The organism is Streptomyces sp. NBC_00568 (assembly GCF_026341855.1).
GTDB lineage: Bacteria > Actinomycetota > Actinomycetes > Streptomycetales > Streptomycetaceae > Streptomyces.
Genome location: NZ_JAPENW010000001.1, coordinates 2,818,171 through 2,836,428, shown reverse-complemented (window position 1 = coordinate 2,836,428; position 18,258 = coordinate 2,818,171). Strand labels below are relative to the sequence as shown.

Here is an 18,258-nt window from a genome sequence, read left to right as displayed (position 1 = left end):
GGACCGCTCACCTCCCCACCGACGGCCCCCCTCCCGACCCACCCCGGCCCCAATCTTCCTTCGCCCCCTCCACCCCTACCCGACCCACCCCTGGGTCTCCGCCCCAGCCCCGGAGCCGAGAGGAATTCCCCGCGGCCGGGGTTGAAAAGCGATAGCGCACCCGCAGCCGAAAGGTGCACCGGTGGGGCGCCCCCCAAGCCCCCACGCACCCGCAGCGGAGATCGCACGGGAGGGGCCGTGCCGGTACATCCCTATGTCCGTCGCTTACGTTCGGATCGAGCAGCAGTTCGCACAGGTAGCCCACGTCTGATCCAGCGGCGACGGACTGGGATGTACCGGCACGGCCCCGACCCACCCACTGGACGGCACCCGGCGCCGGTCACGGCCCCGACCCACCTACCGGACCGGCCCGGAGCCGACCGACCCAGACACCAGACCCAAACCCGGAACGCCAGCGCGAGCGAACCCCTACCCGTAGTACCTGAGACGGACCCCCAGGAACCCTCCTCGCAGGTGACGACCGCACCCCCCACCCGGCCCTACCGTTTTGAACGTGACCGAGACGACCCAGACGCAGACGACACCTCCGCCCCCCGGCGGTGCCGGGAAGCGCCCCGGCGGCGCCGGGGCCAAGCCCCGCAGCCCGGAGTACCGCCTCGCCGCGGACGCCGCGCGCGGCCTGCGGCAGGACATGTTCCACGACGCCTTCGCCTACCGCCCCCTCCCCCGCATGCGCACGGACGGCCCCATCACCCGCCGCCTCCCCGGGACCCTGCGCGCCTACGCGGCGTGGACCCCGCACGCGGCGGTGGCGGCGGCCGGCCTGCTGGCGATGGCCGCGGCCTACAGCGCCGAGTCCGGTTTCGGCCCCGGCGGCGGCACGATCGCACCCCTGCTGTGCGGGTTCCTCGCCCTGCTTCCGGTCCTGGCGACCCTGGTCCGTCCGCTCGGCGCCTTCTGGTTCTCGATAGCCGCGGCCCCGGTCGTCGCCATGTTCGGCAGCGCCTGGAGCGACTGGCCGTGGGCGCCCGGCAGCTTCATAGCGCATGTCACGGTGCTGACGGTCGTGGCTCTGCGGTCACGCCCCCGCGTCGCGGCGTGGATGTGGCTGCTGACCGCGGCGTACGGCCTGATCACCGAGACCCTGTTCGGAGCGGGCTACTACAGCGTCAACACGTTCCCGCTGCTCTTCGTCTCCGCGCTGGCCCTCCTGGTCGTCACGGTCCTGAACATCCGCAGGGAGGCCGAGCAGGAGGTGACGGCCCACCAGTCGGAGACGGCTCAGGAACGTTCCAAGCGCACACTGCTCGAAGAGCGCACGACGATCGCCCGCGAGCTGCACGACGTGGTCGCGCACCACATGTCGGTGGTCGCCATCCAGGCGGAGGCGGCGCCCTACCGGGTGGAGAATCCGCCCCCGGAGCTGGAGCAGGCCTTCGTCACGATCCGGGAGAACGCGGTGGCGGCGCTGACCGAGCTCCGCCGTGTGCTGGGCGTGGTCAGGGCCGAGGACTACGAGGCCCCGGACGCTCCGCAGCCCACCCTCGCCGATCTGGACGCGCTCCTCGCCAATGTGCGGGACGCGGGTCTGACCGTGGAGAAGGCGGTCACCGGTGCGGTGCGCGAACTTCCGCAGGGCGTCGAGCTGTCGGCGTACCGGATAGTCCAGGAGGCCCTCAGCAACACCCTGCGGCACGCACCGGGCGCGTCGGCCCGCGTCGAGGTCGGTTACGTCCTCGGCGGGCTCGGCCTGCGCATAGTCAACGGCCCCGCGCCGGTGACGATCCTGGAGAAGTCCACGCACGGCGCGGGGCACGGCATCACGGGCATGCGCGAGCGGGTCACGATGCTGGACGGTGAGATGACGGCGGGCGTCACGGACGACGGAGGGTACGAGGTGGCGGTGTTCGTGCCGGTGCCGTCGGGGGAGGAGACCGGATGACGGGCGGCACGATCCGTGTGCTGATCGCCGACGACCAGATGATGGTCCGCGAGGGCTTCTCCGTCCTGCTCGGCGCGATGCCGGACATCGAGGTGGTCGGCGAGGCGGTCAACGGCCGGGAGGCGGTCGACCGGGTCCGTGAGCTGGCTCCGGATGTCGTGCTCATGGACATCCGCATGCCGGAGATGAACGGGATCGAGGCGACCCGGGAGATCGTCGCGGCGGACGGCGCGGCGAAGGTGCTGGTGCTGACGACGTTCGATCTCGACGAGTACGTGTATCAGGCGCTGCGGGCGGGGGCGTCGGGCTTCCTGCTCAAGGACGCCTCGGCCCGCCAGCTCGCCGACGGGGTGCGGGTGGTGTCGGCGGGGGAGGCGCTGCTCGCCCCCTCGGTCACCAGGCGGCTGATCACGGAGTTCTCCAAGCTCGCGGACGCGCCCCGGCTGTCGGCGACGGCGCACGCGGCGTACGGGGATCTGACCGACCGGGAGACGGAGGTGCTGGTGCTGATCGCGCAGGGCCTGTCGAACGCGGAGATCGCCGGGCGCCTTGTCGTCGCGGAGTCGACGATCAAGACCCATGTGAGCCGCATTCTGGTGAAGCTGGGCCTGCGGGACCGGACGCAGGCGGCGGTGTTCGCGTACGAGGCACGACTGGTCACTCCGAGGTGAGGGTGCGCGGCCGGTCACGCTGAGGGGACCGGGCACGACGGTTCGCGACGGAAGTGACCGTGCGGCGCCGGTCGCACCGAAGTTGCTCCGCGCCGCGACCGCACCGAGGTGACAGGGAGGATGCTGCGGTCGCTGCACTCGCTGGGGTCGCTGTTCGGGACTGCCCTGGTCAGCGGGGGGTGGGTCGGGCTAGCGTCCGTTCATGGCAGCTTTGGAGACTTCGCAGGCCTTCGACCCGTGGGATCCGGCGTTCGTGGCGGACCCGTACCCGGCGTACCAGGAGCTGCGTGCGCGGGGCCGGGTGCACTACTACGAGCCGACGAACCAGTGGCTGGTGCCGCACCACGCGGATGTGTCGGCACTGCTGCGGGACCGCCGGCTGGGCCGGACGTATCAGCACCGGTTCACGCACGAGGACTTCGGGCGGACGGCGCCGCCGCCGGAGCAGGAGCCGTTCCATGTGCTCAACGATCACGGGATGCTCGATCTGGAGCCTCCGGACCACACGCGGATCAGGCGGCTGGTGTCGAAGGCGTTCACGCCGCGCACGGTGGAGCGGCTGAAGCCGTATGTGGAGGGGCTGGCGGGTGAGCTGGTCGGCCGGCTGGTGGAAGCCGGCGGCGGAGATCTGCTGACCGATGTGGCGGAGCCGCTGCCGGTGTCGGTGATCGCGGAGATGCTGGGTATCCCGGAGTCCGACCGGGCGCCGTTGCGGCCCTGGTCGGCGGACATCTGCGGGATGTACGAGCTGAATCCGTCCGAGGAGGTGGCGGGTAAGGCGGTGCGGGCGTCGGTGGAGTTCACCGAGTACCTGCGCGGGCTGATCGAGGCCCGCCGTAAGGAGCCGGCGGACGATCTGATCTCGGGGCTCATCGCGGCGCACGACGAGGGCGACCGGCTCACCGAGCAGGAGATGATCTCCACGTGCGTGCTGCTGCTGAACGCGGGGCACGAGGCGACGGTCAACTCGACGGTGACCGGCTGGTGGACCCTGTTCCGGCATCCCGGGCAGCTGGCGGCGCTGCGGGCGGACCACTCACTGATCCCCACGGCGGTGGAGGAGCTGATGCGCTACGACACCCCGCTCCAGCTGTTCGAGCGCTGGGTGCTCGACGACATCGAGATCGACGGTACGACGGTCCCGAGGGGTGCGGAGATCGCGATGCTCTTCGGTTCCGCGAACCGTGACGCCGAGGTGTTCGCGGCCCCGGAGACGTTGGATCTGTCCCGGGCGGAGAACCCGCACATCTCGTTCAGTGCGGGTATCCACTACTGCATCGGCGCTCCGCTGGCCCGGCTCGAACTGGCGGCGTCCATGAGCGCGCTCCTGACCAGGGCCCCCGCTCTCCGGCTCGCCGAGGAGCCGGTCCGCAAGCCGAACTTCGTGATCCGCGGGCTGGAGAGCCTGATGGTCGAGGTCTGACGGACGCCGGCGGCCTTCTGCCCGCTCCGGCTGACGGACGCCGTCGGCGTTCTGCCCGCTCCGGCTGACGGACGCCGTCGGCTCTTCCGCCGCTCCGCTCGGTGGCGCCGCCTCTCACACGGTCAGGTCGCGCCGCCGCAGGGAGGTCAGTCCCGCCGCCGTCAGGGCCGCCGCGATCCCGGTGAGGACGAGGACGGGAGTCCAGGCCATGGTGCCGCCCGGCAGCTTCGGGAGGTGGCCGAAGGGGGAGAGGTCCATGACGGCCTGGGGGATGTCCAGGGCGGGGCCGATCCAGCCGAGGAGCAGGGCGAGGCCGGCCGTGGCCCAGGCACCGGGGGCGAGGCGGGGCGAGAGGCCGTGGAGCAGGACGGCGAGGCCGCCCAGGGTCCAGATCGCCGGGACCTGGACCAGGCAGGCTCCGAGGACGGCGCCGAGTCCGGAGCCGTAGCCGAGACCGAGGCCGAGTCCGCCGAGCAGCATGATGAGGACCGTGCCGCCGAAGGCGATGGCCAGGTGCCCGCCGGCCCAGCGCAGTCGGCCGACGGCGGCGGCGAGCAGGGGTTCGGCGCGCTGCGAGGTCTCCTCGCCGTGCAGCCGGAGCACGGAGGCGACGATGTAGAGGGCGGCGACCATGCCCAGCATGTTCACCATGGTGGCGAGGAACGCGTCGGTGATGCCGGCCTGCCCGCCCATCCGCTCGATGATCTCGCGGGTCTTGGCGTTGTCGCCGACCAGGTCCGATGCGCCCTTCGTGATCCCGCCGAACGCGGCGCCGGCGGCGAGGAAGCCGAGGCTCCAGCCGAGCACCGCGCCGCGCTGCAGCCGCCAGGCCAGTGCTCCGGCCGTGCCGAGGCGGCCGGTGGCGGGCCCCGGCCGGGTGGGCAGGAAGCTCATGCCGACATCGCGCCGACCGGCGAGTGCGTAGGCGACGGCGCCCTGTGCGCCGACCGCCGCCGCGAACAGCGGCAGGACCCACCAGCGTTCGTCCGCGAAGGCGCGGAGGTTCTCCAGCCAGCCCACGGGGGAGAGCCAGGTCAGCACCGACGAGCCGTCGTCGGTCGCCGAGTCGCCCGCCGCCTTCAGGACGAACGCGGCGCCGATCAGGCCGCCCGTCAGCCCCTTGGCGAGCCGTGCGCTCTCCGTCAGCTGGGCGACGATCGCCGCCATGGTCGCGAAGACCATCCCGACCGCGCCGATCGCGAGTCCCAGCGCCAGGGCCCCGGCGCCGCCCTGTCCGGCCAGGCCGCCCGCGATGAGCAGGGCGAGGACGCCGTTCGCGACAAGTGCCGCGAGCAGCGCGGCGGTCAGCGGGGCCCGCCGTCCGACCATCGCGGCGGAGACGAGTTCCTGCCGTCCGCTCTCCTCCTCTTCCCGGGTGTGCCGTACGACGACGATCAGGCTCATGACGGCGGCGAGCACGCCGGCGTAGCCGCCGATGCGCCAGGCGGTGAGTCCGCCGAGCGAGTCGCTGAACACCGGCCCGTAGGTGGCGCGCAGGGAGCTGTTGGTCAGCATCTGCCGTGCCACGTCTGCGCGTTCGGCGGGAGTGCTGTAGACGGTCTTCAGGGAGCTCGGCAGGGAGAGCACCATCAGAGCGGTCACGCCGATCCACAGCGGCATCATCACGCGGTCGCGGCGCAGTGCGAACCTCAGCAGGGTTCCGGTGCCGGCCAGCGGGCGGGAGCCGCCGACGCGTGCGGCGAAGGTGCCGGCGGTCGTGGCGGTCATCGTGCCGTCGCCCCCTCGGCTCCGGCCCGGACGTCCTCCTGGTAGTGCCGCAGGAAGAGCTCCTCCAGAGTCGGCGGGGTCGAGGTCAGGGACCGTACGCCGGAGTCGGTCAGCGACCGCAGCACGGCGTTCAGCTTGTCGGTGTCGACGTGGAGTTCGACCCGGCAGCGGACTCCGTCCGGCCGGACCCCGGTGTCCTGCACTTCGAGGTCGTGGACCCCGGGCAGGGCCGCCAGTCCGTTCGGCGGGCCCGTGAGTTCGGCGGTCACGCTGGTGCGGGTGAGGTGGCGCAGATCGGTGAGGGAGCCGCTCTCGACGGTCTGCCCCTTGCGGATGATGCTGACGCGGTCGCAGAGTTCCTCGACCTCGCTCAGGATGTGCGAGGACAGCAGGATGGTCCGGCCCCGGTCACGCTCCTCCTGGACGCACCGCTGGAAGACCTCCTCCATCAGCGGGTCGAGGCCCGAGGTCGGCTCGTCCAGGATCAGCACGTCGACGTCCGAGGCGAAGGCGGCGACGAGGGCGACCTTCTGGCGGTTGCCCTTCGAGTAGGTCCGCCCCTTCTTGGTGGGGTCGAGCTCGAAGCGCTCGATCAGGTCGGCGCGCCGCGCCGGGTCGAGGCCGCCGGACCGTTCGCCCGCCTGTCCGCCGCGCCGGGCGCGGCCCCCGCCGTGCAGCCGCCCGTAGAGGTCGATGACCTCGCCGCCGGACAGGTTGCGCCACAGGGTCACGTCGCCGGGGACGTAGGCGACCCGGCGGTGCAGTTCGACGGCGTCCGCCCAGGGGTCCATGCCCAGCATCTGTGCCGCGCCCGAGTCGGCGCGCAGCAGGCCCAGCAGGACCCGGATGGTGGTGGACTTCCCGGAGCCGTTGGGGCCGAGGAAGCCGTGCACCTCACCCGCCTCGACCTCCAGGTCGAGGCCGTCCAGCGCGTGCGTCGTGCCGAAGGACTTGTGCAGTCCGGCGACGCTGATTGCCTTCGTCATGATTCAGAACGTACGCTTCTTTCAGAAATTTGTGAAGTTAAGGAAACGTATAAACCCTGGCTACACTCGACGGTGATGCGCGAGCAGGGGAGATGATCGACAGATGGCGGAACGGACTGCGGCGGAACGGGATCCCGAGGCGGTCTCTCAGTTCGTCGAGGGCTTCGCGGCACAGCTCGTCGAGGCCGGGATGCAGCGGATGCCCGCCCGGGTCTTCGCCGCGCTGCTGGCCTCCGACTCCGGTGCCATGACCTCCGCCGAACTCGGCGAGCAGCTCCAGGTCAGCCCGGCCGCCGTCTCCGGTGCGGTGCGCTACCTCGCGCAGCAGCACATGGTCTCGCGCGAGCGCGAACCCGGCTCGCGGCGCGAGCGGTACCGGGTGCACAGCAACCAGTGGTACGAGGCGCTGACCAACCGTGACGCGGTGCTGAAGCGCTGGGAAGTCGCCCTGCGGGCGGGCGTCGACTCCCTCGGTCCGGCGACCCCCGCCGGGCACCGGCTCTCCGAGACCCTCGCGTTCTTCGAGTTCATCGACGGTGAGATCGCCGCGATGATGGAACGCTGGCGCGCCCACCGGGAGAAGCTGTACGGCGACAGGTAGCAGGGCGAGGCGTCCGCACGCCCACCCCGTCACCGCGCCCCGGAACCCGCCCCGTCACCGTGCCTCTGGGCGTTCGCCCCGTCACGTGTCCCGGAATCCCCGGTCGGTCACCGAGCCCTGGAGCCCGGTCGGTCACCGTGTCCCGGAACCCGTCCGTCACCGTGCCCTTGGGCCTTCGCCCCGTCACGTGCCCCGGAATCCCGGGTCGGTCACCGTGCCCCGGAGTCCGGTCGGTCACCGTGGCGTCGGCAGGGTCAGGCCCCAGGCCGACTCCCGTAGGGTCCAGGTGCGGGTGCGGACCGGACCGGCGACCACGGAGTCCGCGCGGTAGCGGAAGTCGGCGCCGGAGATGGTGACCTTGTGTCCCACCAGCCGCAGGGGCGAGGCCTCGGCACCCACGGACACCGAGCGGACCTCGATCTCGGCCCCGGTCCCCGACGCCCCGGGCGTCACGGACACGGTCTCCACGGGCTGGTCCAGATCCACCACGCACACCCCGTCGACCTCGATCCGCAGCCGGGAGGGCCCGGGTCCGGGCCCGGGAGCGAGCCGGGAGGGCCGGGAGGCGAGGGTCCTGACCAGCGACTGGCAGGTGCGGAGCCAGGGATGCGCACCGGCCTCCCCGGGCGCTCCCGCGCCCACCGGAGCGGGCGGCCGGGAGGGCAGCGAGGGAATGCGCAGTGCGCCGAGCACCACGCCGTCGCTGTCGTCCACGAGCAGGTCCATCCGCCGCTCGGCCCCGTCGAGGACCGCCCTGGCCGCCGCGACGGCCCCCATCGGCACCCCGAGCGAGCGGGACAGCGACAGCACGCCTCCCACGGGCACGAAGGACAGCGCGCACGCGGCCAGTTCCCGCTGCCGGTGCAAAAGGGACACCGCCCGCAGCAGGGCGCCGTCGTCACCGATCACGACCGGTCGGCGCGCACCCCGACGGATCAGCGCGCGGGCGAATTCCTCGGGCCCCTCCGGGAGGCACACTTTGGTCGCCGCACCCGCGCTGAGCACGTCTTTCGCGATCCGTACAGACTCGCCGTCCGTCCGTCGGGCGACCGGGTCGATGACCACCAGGAGCTGGTCGGAAGCCGCCACCTCGGTCATGCCTCGCTTCCTCGGGTAGCATCTTTGTGCAAGAGCCCCTTGCGCTATTGCGCCAGGGGCTTCGTCTATTCCGGGGCATCCGGTCCGACGGTCGCGGCCAAAGGTGGTCGCCGGCGTACGCAGCCGTATCGAAAACCAGCCGCGTACGTCCCCGACCTTGGACATGCCCCGCCCGGAAGGGGTGTACGCCTGTGCCCGCACTTGTGCTGCTCGGTGCTCAGTGGGGTGACGAAGGCAAGGGAAAGGCCACCGACCTGCTCGGTGGATCCGTGGACTATGTGGTGCGCTACCAGGGCGGCAACAACGCCGGCCATACGGTAGTCGTGGGCGACCAGAAATACGCCCTCCACCTCCTCCCTTCCGGAATCCTCACGCCGGAGTGCACTCCGGTGATCGGCAACGGAGTCGTCGTCGACCCGTCCGTCCTGTTCTCCGAGCTGAACGGACTGAACGAGCGCGGCGTCGACACCTCCAAGCTGCTGATCAGCGGAAACGCTCATATCATCACGCCTTACAACGTCACTGTCGACAAGGTGACGGAACGCTTCCTCGGAAAGCGGAAGATCGGGACCACCGGACGCGGGATCGGTCCGACATACGCGGACAAGATCAACCGCGTCGGTATCCGCATCCAGGACCTCTACGACGAGTCGATCCTCACCCAGAAGGTCGAGGCGGCCCTCGAGGTCAAGAACCAGCTGCTCACCAAGCTCTACAACCGCCGCGCCATCGAGGCGAGCCAGGTCGTCGAGGAGCTGCTGGGCTACGCGGACCGGCTCAAGCCGTACGTCGCGGACACCGTCCTGATCCTCAACCAGGCGCTCGAGCAGGACAAGGTCGTGCTCTTCGAGGGTGGCCAGGGCACGCTGCTGGACATCGACCACGGCACGTATCCGTTCGTGACGTCGTCCAACCCGACCGCGGGCGGCGCCTGCACGGGTGCCGGCGTCGGCCCGACCAAGATCAGCCGGGTCATCGGCATCCTCAAGGCGTACACCACCCGTGTCGGCTCGGGGCCGTTCCCGACCGAGCTCTTCGACGCGGACGGCGAGGCGCTGCGGCGCATCGGCGGCGAGCGCGGTGTGACGACCGGCCGTGACCGGCGCTGCGGCTGGTTCGACGCGGTCATCGCCCGCTACGCGACCCGCGTGAACGGTCTGACCGACTTCTTCCTCACCAAGCTGGACGTCCTGACCGGCTGGGAGGAGATCCCGGTCTGCGTGGCGTACGAGATCGACGGCAAGCGCGTCGAGGAGCTCCCGTACTCCCAGACCGACTTCCACCACGCGAAGCCGGTCTACGAGACCCTCCCCGGCTGGTCGGAGGACATCACCAAGGCGAAGACCTTCGCGGATCTCCCGAAGAACGCGCAGGACTACGTGAAGGCGCTGGAGGAGATGTCGGGTGCGCCGATCTCCGCGATCGGCGTCGGCCCGGGCCGCGACGAGACGATCGAGATCAACTCGTTCATCTAGCGCGGAGAGGTGTCCGCGGCGGTGACGGAAACGAGCTCCGCCGCGGTTCCGGAAGCTGTTGTTCACGAGTACGCCCCCGGCCGACATCCGGGGGCGTACCCGTACCTGGGGAGCCGGCCTCAGCGGGAGGCCGTCTCCACAAGTGGTCGGCGGTGCCGTTGCCCCCAGACCAGCGCGGTGCCACCGGCGGCCGTGCTCATGTCCGTGATGCCGAGGCCGCTCTCCAGGGAGCGGTACGCCGCGACGTGGGCCGCGATGTCCTGGGAGCCCCGGAGTTCGTGCCGGGCGATGATGCCGGGGACGGTGCCGGCGGCCCTGGCGGCCGTGAGGAACCGGCTCATCCAGCTCTGGTTCCACGCCGAGTGAGCTCGGCCCCGGGACCAGCGTGGTGGCGTCCTTGGCCCGGACCTCCTCGTAGACGCGCTCCAACCCGCGTCCAACCCGCTTCCAACGTACGGGCGTTCGCGGTGTCCCAGGTCCCGTCGGGCTCGTTCCGCAGCTCGTAGGCGTGGATGTCGGTGACAGAGGAACCTGTCACGCGTCCGACGGCGGGCCCGAACCCCCGTCTCGTACGGGCCCGAACCCCGTCTCGTACGGGCCCGAACCCCGTCGCGCGCGGGCCCGTGCCGGCCCTCAGCGGGCAGACGCGGCCGCCGAGTTGGCGGCACCGGACGGCCGCGGACGGCCGCCTCGTCCGCAAGCTCTCGCAGCGCTCGTGATCGAGGCACAGGAGTGGGCATGCGGAGGATAGGGGGCATAGCCTGAATGTGCACGTTCGGGTGCATTCGCGTGCGTCGACCGACGGAGAAGGTGAGTGCGATGCGCGTCATGCTCAAGGCGACCCTGGACACGGAGAAGGCCAACGAGATGATCCGCAGCGGCAAGATGCAGGACCTGTTGAAGGAGGCCCTGGATCGCATCAAGCCGGAGGCGGCGTACTTCGGCCCGGTGGGCGGGCGCCGTACCGCGTTCATCGTGTTCGACATGCAGGACAGCTCGGAACTCCCGCCCGTCGGCGAACCGTTCTTCACTCAGCTCAACGCGGAGGTCGAGGTCGTCCCGATCATGAACGGCGAGGATCTCCAGAAGGGCCTGGCCCAGCTGCGCTGACGGCCGGGCGGGGGCGCGTACGCACATCCGGGCGGGACCCGTCGCCGTCGGTGCGGGGCCACGTGGCCGGGCCCCGCACCAGGAGGGCGGATCAGCTGAAGATGATCATGGAGCCCTGGGCGAGACTCCGGGTCGCCGCGGCGTGCAGGCCCAGCCAGACGTGACGTTCGCGGGCGAAGGGGCTCGCGTCGTAGGGGGCGGGAGCGGCGGGCTCCTCCAGCTCCGTGGGAGCGTTCGGGGGCTGCGGTGCCGCCGGGGGGTTGGCCGGGTCGATGCCGATCGAGGGGGCCACGAACTCGAGTTCGCGCAGAAGGGCCTGGGAGGAGCCCAGGGGGCCGCCGCCCGCGAGGAGTTCGTCGTTGGCCAGCGGGTGCGGGAACTCGACGGGTACGTAGGCGCCGGCGTGGTCGTAGTGCCAGACCAGATGCGACTGCTGGGCGTTCGTCTCGAACATCTCCAGCAATTGTTCGTAGTCGCCGCCCAGTTCGTCGACCGGCGTCACCGCGAGCCCGCACATCTGGAGGAGGTACGCGCGGCGCAGGAAGTGCAGCGCGTCGTAGTCGAAACCGGCGACCGGGGCGACGTCACCCGAGAGGCCCGGCATGTACGCGTACACCGGCACCGGTGGGAGACCGGCCTCGGCGAGCACCTTGTCGTAGAGCGCGAGTTCCTCGGCGAAGGGGTTGTCGGGGGTGTGGCACAGCACGTCGACGAGCGGGACCAACCACAGGTCACAGGCCAACAGACGGCTCCTCTTGCTCCTTGGGGTGCAGGGTGGTCAGGGCAGCGTAGTGCGCGTGGCGGTCCTGTGAAGAGGCCGGTACGCAAGTAGGTCCTCCGGGTGGGCCGGGTCGGCCCGCCGCTCGGGGACCGCGCCCCCAACCCCCCGATCCCCGGCGGGGGTGTCCTCAAACGCGGGACCGGGGTGATCCGGGTCCCGGCCGGGGTCTCATGTGGCGTCGAGCCGTTCGATGAGGGCGAGCGCGTGCTCGTTGTACGCCGTCACGATCGCCCGGGCGGTGTCGGGGTCGCGGCGGGCGAGGGCGTCCACCAGCTCCGTGTGGCCGGACCACAGCTGGCCCCTCAGATCGGCGACCCGGCGCAGGTGCTGGACCGTGCAGACCCAGGACTGGACCCGCAGCCGGTGCAGGAAGTCGCCGAGGTAGGGGTTGCCGAAGAGGCTGCTCAGTTCGCGCCAGAAGCGGAGGTCGTAACCGATGAGGATGTTCAGGTCGCCCGCGGCGGCCGCGCGCTGGGCCTCCTCGCCGCGGCGCCGGACGGCCGCGAGGGCGGCGAGCGCGCGGGGGTCGTCGGCCTGCGGCATGCCGGTGGCCACGAGGTGCTGGAACATGCCCTCCGTGATCAGGCTGCGTGCCTCGATCATGCCGCGGTAGTCGGCGCCGGAGTACTCGTGGACGCGGAAGCCGCGGTGCTGGTCGGCGTCCAGAAGGCCCTGGGCCGACAGGTCGACCAGGGCCTCGCGGACGGGGGTGGCGGAGACGCCGTACTGCTCGGCGATCTCCTTCACCGTGAACTCCTGGCCCGGCCGGAGGCGACCCCCGAGCACCTCGTCGCGGAGCGCGTCCGCGATCTGCTGCCGCAGGGTGCTGCGGGTTACGGCGCCCGTGCCGCCGGTGCCGGCCATGGTGGTCGTCTCACTCCCCCATCGCGTGGGTCAGGTGCGCGTATCTACTCGCGTATCTCGTCGAGCAGGCCACCATACGCGCTGGGGAATCGGTGAGCGGATTTCCCGGCACCCCCGCGGGGGCGCCGGGAACCGCGCGACCGGCCCCCGCAGGGGCGGGGAATCCCCTACGGCCTCACACCGTGTGCTCGTCCGCCACCGACAGCGCCTCGTCCAGGGCCGCCAGTCCCTCCTTGGCCTCGGCCTCGGTGATGTTGCACGGCGGCACGACGTGGGTGCGGTTCATGTTGATGAAGGGCCACAGACCGCGGGCCTTGGCCGCGGCGCCGAACGCGGCCATCGGCGCGTTCGCCTCGCCCGCGGCGTTGTACGGAACCAGCGGCTCCCGGGTCTCCCGGTCCTTCACCAGTTCCAGCGCCCAGAAGACGCCCGTGCCGCGCACCTCGCCGATGCTCGGGTGCCGCTCGGCCAGCTCGCGCAGCCCCGGCCCGAGGACGGTCTCGCCGATGGCCGCGGCCTGGTCGACGATCCCTTCCTCCTCCATGACGTTGATCGTCGCGACGGCGGCCGCGCAGGCCAGCGGGTGCCCGGAGTAGGTGAGCCCGCCCGGGTAGGGCCGCCTGGCGAAGGTCTCGGCGATGGCGGAGGAGATCGCCACACCGCCCAGCGGCACATAGCCGGAGTTCACGCCCTTGGCGAAGGTCATCAGGTCCGGCGTGACGTCGTAGTGGTCGGCGGCGAACCACTTGCCGGTCCGCCCGAACCCGGCCATGACCTCGTCCAGGACGAAGACGATCCCGTACCGGTCGCAGATCTCCCGCACTCCGGCGAGGTAGCCCGCCGGCGGTGTCATGATCCCCGCCGTGCCCGGGATCGTCTCCAGGATGAGCGCGGCTATGGTCGCCGGCCCCTCGAAGACGATGGTGTCCTCCAGGTGCTGGAGCGCGCGCTCGCACTCCTGCCGCTCGCTGTCGGAGTGGAAGGGGCTGCGGTACAGGAACGGCGCCCAGAAGTGGACGACACCGGCCGCGCCGCTGTCGTTCGGCCAGCGCCGGGGGTCACCGGTGAGGTTGATCGCGGTGGAGGTGGCGCCGTGGTACGAGCGGTAGGCGGAGAGCACCTTCGGACGGCCGGTGTGCAGCCGGGCCATCCGCGTGGCGTTCTCGACGGCCTCCGCGCCGCCGTTGGTGAAGAAGATCTTGTCCAGGTCGCCCGGGGTCCGCTCGGCGATCAGCCGGGCCGCCTCCGAACGCGCCTCGACGGCGAAGGCGGGCGCGAACGTGGACAGGGTCGCGGCCTGTTCCTGGATCGCGGCGACGACCTTCGGGTGCTGGTACCCGATGTTGGTGAAGACGAGCCCACTGGTGAAGTCCAGATACCGCTTGCCTTCGTAGTCCCAGAAGTACGACCCCTCCGCGCCGGCGACGGCTAGCGGGTCGATGAGCTCCTGCGCGGACCAGGAGTGGAACACGTGCGCACGGTCCGCGGCCTTCACGGCGGCGCCGGCCTGGGGGTTGGGCTGAGGGGTCATGCGGCGAAGCGTAAATGTCCACGGACCGGGCGCGGTATCGGCGTCCTGTCTGTGGTCGGGAGCTTTCCGCGACAGTCTGTCGGGCTTGGCCGGGGCGCGCGGGATGCCCACACGCAGCGCCACGGGTCCCCGGCTCGGCGCCCGGACCGCCTCGGGGGCTCTGGGTCCGGCGTCCGGCCGCCTCCTTCGGCCTCGGGTCGACTTCCGCCGGTCCGCCGACGGCTTCCCCGGTCCGGCCTCGGCGTCCGGGCCGTCCACGGGCGGCTTACCCGGCTATCTCCGGGCCGCCTACTGCCGGCGTACCCGGATACCTCCGGGCCGTCTTCCGGCGGGCCTACTCGGGTACCTCCGGGCCGTCTTCCGGCGGGCCGCGGGCCGTCTCCGGTGGGCTCCGGGCGGCTTCACGGGGTCCCCGCCCGGCCGTCCCACGCTGCCTCCGTTCGGCCCGCGTTCGGCCCGCGGGGCGCTTCCGGGCGGGCTCCGTGTGCCTTCCCCGGGGGCCACCGCCCGGCCGGCCGAGCGGTGGCCGGGCGGGGTCGGTGTGCTCACCGAGTACTTGACAGCATCCTGTCTTATTGACAGCATGCTTACATAAGTTGCTTCCGCTCGCCGAGGAGGAGTCATGAACACCACCGCAGACGCCGGCACGGGTTCCACACCCCGCAAGCCCGTCCACCTCGCCGTCTACGACACCTTCGCCGACTGGGAGACGGGGCACACGACGGCCTATCTCGCCCGAGCCGGTTACCCGATCCGCACGGTCGGCCCCGGCCGGGAGCCGGTGACCACCATCGGAGGGCTGCGCGTCCAGCCCGACCTGGCGCTCGACGAGCTCCGCCCCGAGGACAGCTCGCTGCTCGTCCTCACCGGCGCCGACCTCTGGGACACCTCCGAGGACCTCGCGCCCTTCGCCAGTACCGCCCGCGCGTTCCTCGACGCGGGTGTCCCCGTCGCCGCGATCTGCGGGGCGACGGCCGGCCTCGCCCGCGAGGGGCTGCTCGACGACCGGGACCACACCAGCGCCGTTTCCTTCTACCTCGCCGCCACGGGGTACCGGGGCGGCGAGCGGTACACCGACGCCGACGCCGTCACCGACGGTGGGCTCGTCACCGCGGGGCCCACCGAACCCGTCGCCTTCGCCCGCGAGGTCTTCCGGCTGCTCGGGGTCTACGAGGGCGAGGTCCTGGACGCCTGGTACCGGCTCTTCCACGACTCCGACGCCGAGGCGTACGCCGTACTGGAGAAGGCGGGCCGGTGAGCCGACGGCGACAGGACCTGTTCAGCCGCAGCGCCCTCGCGGTCTTCCGGCTGAACGGGCAGTACCTCTCCGTGGCCGAGGAGCTGGCCCGGCCCGCCGGGATCACCGCCGCCTGGTGGCAGGTGCTCGGCGCCGTCCTCGGCGAACCCCTGCCCGTCTCCGGGATCGCCCGCGTCATGGGCATCACCCGGCAGAGCGTGCAGCGCGTCGCCGACCTGCTCGTGGACCGAGGGCTCGCCGAGTACCAGCCCAACCCCGCCCACCGCCGCGCCAAGCTCCTCTCCCCGACCGAGCGGGGCCGCGCCGCCGTCGCGGAGATCGGCCCCGGCCACGCCGCCTTCGCCGACCGGCTCGCCGAGGCGCTCGGCGCTGACGGGCTCGCCGAGACCGTCCGCGTCCTGGAGCGACTGTCGGCCGTCCTCGACGATCTGGAGGCGCCGGAGACCACGGATCCGGCGGCACCTGTTACGAAAACGGCACCAGCCGTGACGGAACCGTAGACACCGCCCCGTCCACCTCCCCGTACGGCGCACTATCCTCGGTCTGTTGCACGCATACGGGGGAGGGTGGGCGCAGCCATGGAGAACCTGGGGGCAGGGGATCCGCACCAGATCGGGGCGTACCGACTGCTGGCGCGGCTCGGTGCCGGCGGGATGGGCCACGTCTATCTCGCGCGCTCCGACCGGGGACGTACGGTCGCCGTCAAACTCGTCCGTCCGGAACTCGCCGAGCAGGAGGAGTTCCGGGCCCGCTTCCGCCAGGAGGTGCGGGCTGCGCGCCGGGTCGGCGGGCTCTGGACCGCACCCGTCCTGGACGCGGACACCGAGGCCGCGATCCCGTGGGTGGCCACCGGCTATGTCGCGGGGCCCTCGCTCCAGGCCGTCGTGGGACGCGACCACGGCGCACTGCCCGAGCGTTCCGTGCGCATCCTTGCCGCGGGCCTCGCGCACGCGCTGAAGGACATCCACGCCGCGGGCCTCATCCACCGCGACCTCAAGCCTTCGAACGTCCTCGTCACCATCGACGGCCCCCGCGTCATCGACTTCGGCATCGCGCGCGCCCTGGAGACGGTGACCGACGGCGGTCTGACGCACACCGGGGCGCTCGTCGGCTCGCCCGGGTTCATGGCCCCCGAGCAGGTGCGCGGCGACCGGGTCACCCCCGCGTGCGACATCTTCTGCCTCGGCTCGGTCCTGTCGTACGCCGCGACCGGCGCCCTTCCGTTCGGGGCGGCCAACAGTGGTGTGCACGCCATGATGTTCCGCATCGCGCAGGAGGACCCGGACCTGACGGGCGTGCCCGAGGGCCTCGCCGATCTCGTGCGCGCCTGTCTGCGCAAGGACCCCGACGCCCGGCCCGGCCTCGACGAGATCCTGGCGCGCACGGGCGCGGAGGACACGGTCTCGGACGGGCGCGCCCTCGATCCTTGGCTGCCCGCCGCGCTGGTGGCCCAGCTCGGCCGCCACGCGGTGAAACTGCTCGACACGGAGAACCCCGACGAGGGGCAGGAGCAGTCCGGGTCCGGTGCCCCGGTGCCCGGTGCCGCTCCCGTTCCGGCGATGCCCGCCCTGCCTCCGGCCCCGGCACCGTCGGTCCCCGCCCCGGACCTCTCCAAGCCGCCGTCCGCCGCGCCCGCTTCCTCGGCCTCGGCCTCCTCCTCGACGCCGTCCGCGTCCTCCTCGACGCCCGCCGCGTCCGCCGAAGCCTCCCCGGAGCACGCGCCCACGCCGGCCGACGAGGGCGCCACCCCGCCTCCGCCCGGGCAGCCCGGCCCCGTGAACCATCTCCCCACCCTCGTCGCGGGCTCGGGCCAGACGCCGCCCCCGGCGGCACCGGCCGCCCCGCACCCGGCCTACGGCTACCCGCAGCAGCACCCGCAGCCCTCCGGCCAGGGCCCGGCCCACCCCGCGTACGGCTACCCGCAGGCCGGGTGGGGCTCGCCCCAGCAGCAGCCGCCGTACGGCTCGACCCCTCCCTACGGACCGGGCGTCGCCACGGGCCCGTACGGCCCCGGCGGCGTCACCCCGCCCTACGGCCCGACCCCTCCGTACGGCCCCGCCGTCCCGCTCGGCCCCGAACCCCAGCGCAGGAGCGGCCGGTCCACCGCCCTCCTCGTCGCCGTGGCCCTGGTCGTCGCGCTCGGCGCGGGCGGCAGCGTGTACGCGCTGCTGAAGGGCGGTACGGGCGGTGGCCAGGACGACCCCAAGGCGTCCACGCCGGCCTCCGGCGCGCAGACCACACCGGGGCAGAGCACCTCGCAGGAGCCGTCCGCCGGCTCCGGGTCGCCCAGCGCCGAGGCCTCCTCGGACGGCACCGTCCCGGAGGCCTTCCTCGGCACCTGGGACTCCAGCATCGACAACGCCACCGGTCACAACACCCGCCGGCTGACCATCCAGCAGGGCGAGGTCGGCGACACGGTGCTGACGCTCACCGCGGACGGCCCGGCCGGCAGCGGCACCTACCACTGCGTCTTCGAGGCCGCCCTGACCGAGGCCCCCGGCGCCGGCGGACCGCTGGAGATCGGCCCCTCCCAGGTCACCTCCGGCGAACCGGCGTCCTCGTGCTCCCCGGGCGCCGCCTCCGAGGTCACCCTTCTGTCGGACGGCCGGCTGCGCCGGGTGAACACCAACTCGGGCGAGGCACTCACCTACACGAAGAGCGGCTGAGCCCGCTGGCGGACCGCGGACCACGGACCGCGGGTCTCCAGGAGTCCCGCGGCCTGTGAGGCCCTTGGTCGGCACGCCGACTGCCGTGCCGGCCAAGGTGGTTGAAGTTCACTTCCCGTATGTG

Annotated in this window: 16 protein-coding genes; 9 read left to right on the top strand and 7 right to left on the bottom strand. The window is 72.1% G+C overall.

What is annotated here, in order from left to right; all coding sequences use genetic code 11:
* Window positions 1-553: 553 nt before the first annotated feature.
* The 3 genes from OOK38_RS12265 (at window position 554) to OOK38_RS12255 (ending at window position 4,036) form a co-directional block, all read left to right on the top strand.
* Window positions 554-1,942: a sensor histidine kinase gene (locus tag OOK38_RS12265; protein WP_266760934.1), complete on the top strand. Its 1,389-nt coding sequence runs from the start codon at window positions 554-556 to the stop codon at window positions 1,940-1,942.
* A complete protein-coding gene (locus OOK38_RS12260; protein ID WP_266760936.1) occupies window positions 1,939-2,613 on the top strand; it encodes a response regulator transcription factor in 675 nt (224 codons plus the stop codon). Before OOK38_RS12265 ends, OOK38_RS12260 begins: the two co-directional genes overlap by 4 nt.
* A gap of 202 nt (window positions 2,614-2,815) precedes the next feature.
* Entirely contained in the window at window positions 2,816-4,036 is a 1,221-nt protein-coding gene (locus tag OOK38_RS12255) for a cytochrome P450 (RefSeq protein ID WP_266848403.1), read from the top strand.
* A 114-nt stretch (window positions 4,037-4,150) separates the two neighbouring features.
* Here the strand turns inward: OOK38_RS12255 and OOK38_RS12250 are convergent, their stop codons facing one another.
* Both OOK38_RS12250 and OOK38_RS12245 read right to left on the bottom strand, forming a co-directional pair.
* A complete protein-coding gene (locus tag OOK38_RS12250) occupies window positions 4,151-5,764 on the bottom strand; it encodes an ABC transporter permease (RefSeq protein WP_266848401.1) in 1,614 nt (537 codons plus the stop codon).
* The gene (locus OOK38_RS12245) at window positions 5,761-6,750 is read right to left on the bottom strand and encodes an ABC transporter ATP-binding protein (RefSeq protein ID WP_266848399.1); all 990 of its coding nucleotides are present in this window, start codon (window positions 6,748-6,750) and stop codon (window positions 5,761-5,763) included. The genes OOK38_RS12250 and OOK38_RS12245 overlap by 4 nt, the downstream gene beginning before the upstream one ends.
* A gap of 103 nt (window positions 6,751-6,853) precedes the next feature.
* On the opposite strand from OOK38_RS12245, the gene OOK38_RS12240 reads away from it, so the two are divergent.
* The gene (locus OOK38_RS12240; RefSeq protein ID WP_266760940.1) at window positions 6,854-7,351 is read left to right on the top strand and encodes a GbsR/MarR family transcriptional regulator; all 498 of its coding nucleotides are present in this window, start codon (window positions 6,854-6,856) and stop codon (window positions 7,349-7,351) included.
* A gap of 234 nt (window positions 7,352-7,585) precedes the next feature.
* Here the strand turns inward: OOK38_RS12240 and OOK38_RS12235 are convergent, their stop codons facing one another.
* Window positions 7,586-8,449, bottom strand: coding sequence for a diacylglycerol kinase family protein (locus OOK38_RS12235; RefSeq protein WP_266760941.1), 864 nt, complete (start codon window positions 8,447-8,449; stop codon window positions 7,586-7,588).
* 191 nt (window positions 8,450-8,640) lie between these two features.
* Between OOK38_RS12235 and OOK38_RS12230 the strand changes: the two genes are divergently transcribed.
* Window positions 8,641-9,924, top strand: coding sequence for an adenylosuccinate synthase (locus tag OOK38_RS12230; protein ID WP_266760942.1), 1,284 nt, complete (start codon window positions 8,641-8,643; stop codon window positions 9,922-9,924).
* Window positions 9,925-10,043: 119 nt separating this feature from the next.
* On the opposite strand, the gene OOK38_RS12225 is transcribed toward OOK38_RS12230, so the two are convergent.
* Window positions 10,044-10,265 carry a hypothetical protein gene (locus OOK38_RS12225; protein ID WP_266760943.1) on the bottom strand — a complete coding sequence of 74 codons (222 nt, stop codon included), beginning with the start codon at window positions 10,263-10,265 and terminating at the stop codon, window positions 10,044-10,046.
* A 478-nt stretch (window positions 10,266-10,743) separates the two neighbouring features.
* On the opposite strand from OOK38_RS12225, the gene OOK38_RS12220 reads away from it, so the two are divergent.
* The gene (locus OOK38_RS12220; RefSeq protein WP_266760944.1) at window positions 10,744-11,034 is read left to right on the top strand and encodes a DUF3303 family protein; all 291 of its coding nucleotides are present in this window, start codon (window positions 10,744-10,746) and stop codon (window positions 11,032-11,034) included.
* Window positions 11,035-11,125: 91 nt separating this feature from the next.
* Here OOK38_RS12220 and OOK38_RS12215 read toward each other — a convergent pair whose 3' ends face one another.
* From OOK38_RS12215 to OOK38_RS12205, 3 genes are all read right to left on the bottom strand, one after another.
* Window positions 11,126-11,776 carry a hypothetical protein gene (locus tag OOK38_RS12215; RefSeq protein WP_266760945.1) on the bottom strand — a complete coding sequence of 217 codons (651 nt, stop codon included), beginning with the start codon at window positions 11,774-11,776 and terminating at the stop codon, window positions 11,126-11,128.
* 207 nt (window positions 11,777-11,983) lie between these two features.
* Window positions 11,984-12,679, bottom strand: coding sequence for a GntR family transcriptional regulator (locus OOK38_RS12210; protein ID WP_266760946.1), 696 nt, complete (start codon window positions 12,677-12,679; stop codon window positions 11,984-11,986).
* A gap of 175 nt (window positions 12,680-12,854) precedes the next feature.
* A complete protein-coding gene (locus OOK38_RS12205; RefSeq protein WP_266760947.1) occupies window positions 12,855-14,210 on the bottom strand; it encodes an aspartate aminotransferase family protein in 1,356 nt (451 codons plus the stop codon).
* A gap of 622 nt (window positions 14,211-14,832) precedes the next feature.
* Here OOK38_RS12205 and OOK38_RS12200 point away from each other — a divergent pair.
* The 3 genes from OOK38_RS12200 (at window position 14,833) to OOK38_RS12190 (ending at window position 18,134) form a co-directional block, all read left to right on the top strand.
* Entirely contained in the window at window positions 14,833-15,468 is a 636-nt protein-coding gene (locus tag OOK38_RS12200; RefSeq protein WP_266760949.1) for a type 1 glutamine amidotransferase family protein, read from the top strand.
* On the top strand, window positions 15,465-15,968 hold the full coding sequence (locus OOK38_RS12195; protein ID WP_266760951.1) for a MarR family winged helix-turn-helix transcriptional regulator: 504 nt from the start codon (window positions 15,465-15,467) through the stop codon (window positions 15,966-15,968). The genes OOK38_RS12200 and OOK38_RS12195 overlap by 4 nt, the downstream gene beginning before the upstream one ends.
* A 78-nt stretch (window positions 15,969-16,046) precedes the next feature.
* Complete coding sequence (locus OOK38_RS12190; protein ID WP_266760953.1) at window positions 16,047-18,134, top strand: serine/threonine-protein kinase; 2,088 nt, start codon at window positions 16,047-16,049, stop codon at window positions 18,132-18,134.
* Window positions 18,135-18,258: the final 124 nt, after the last annotated feature.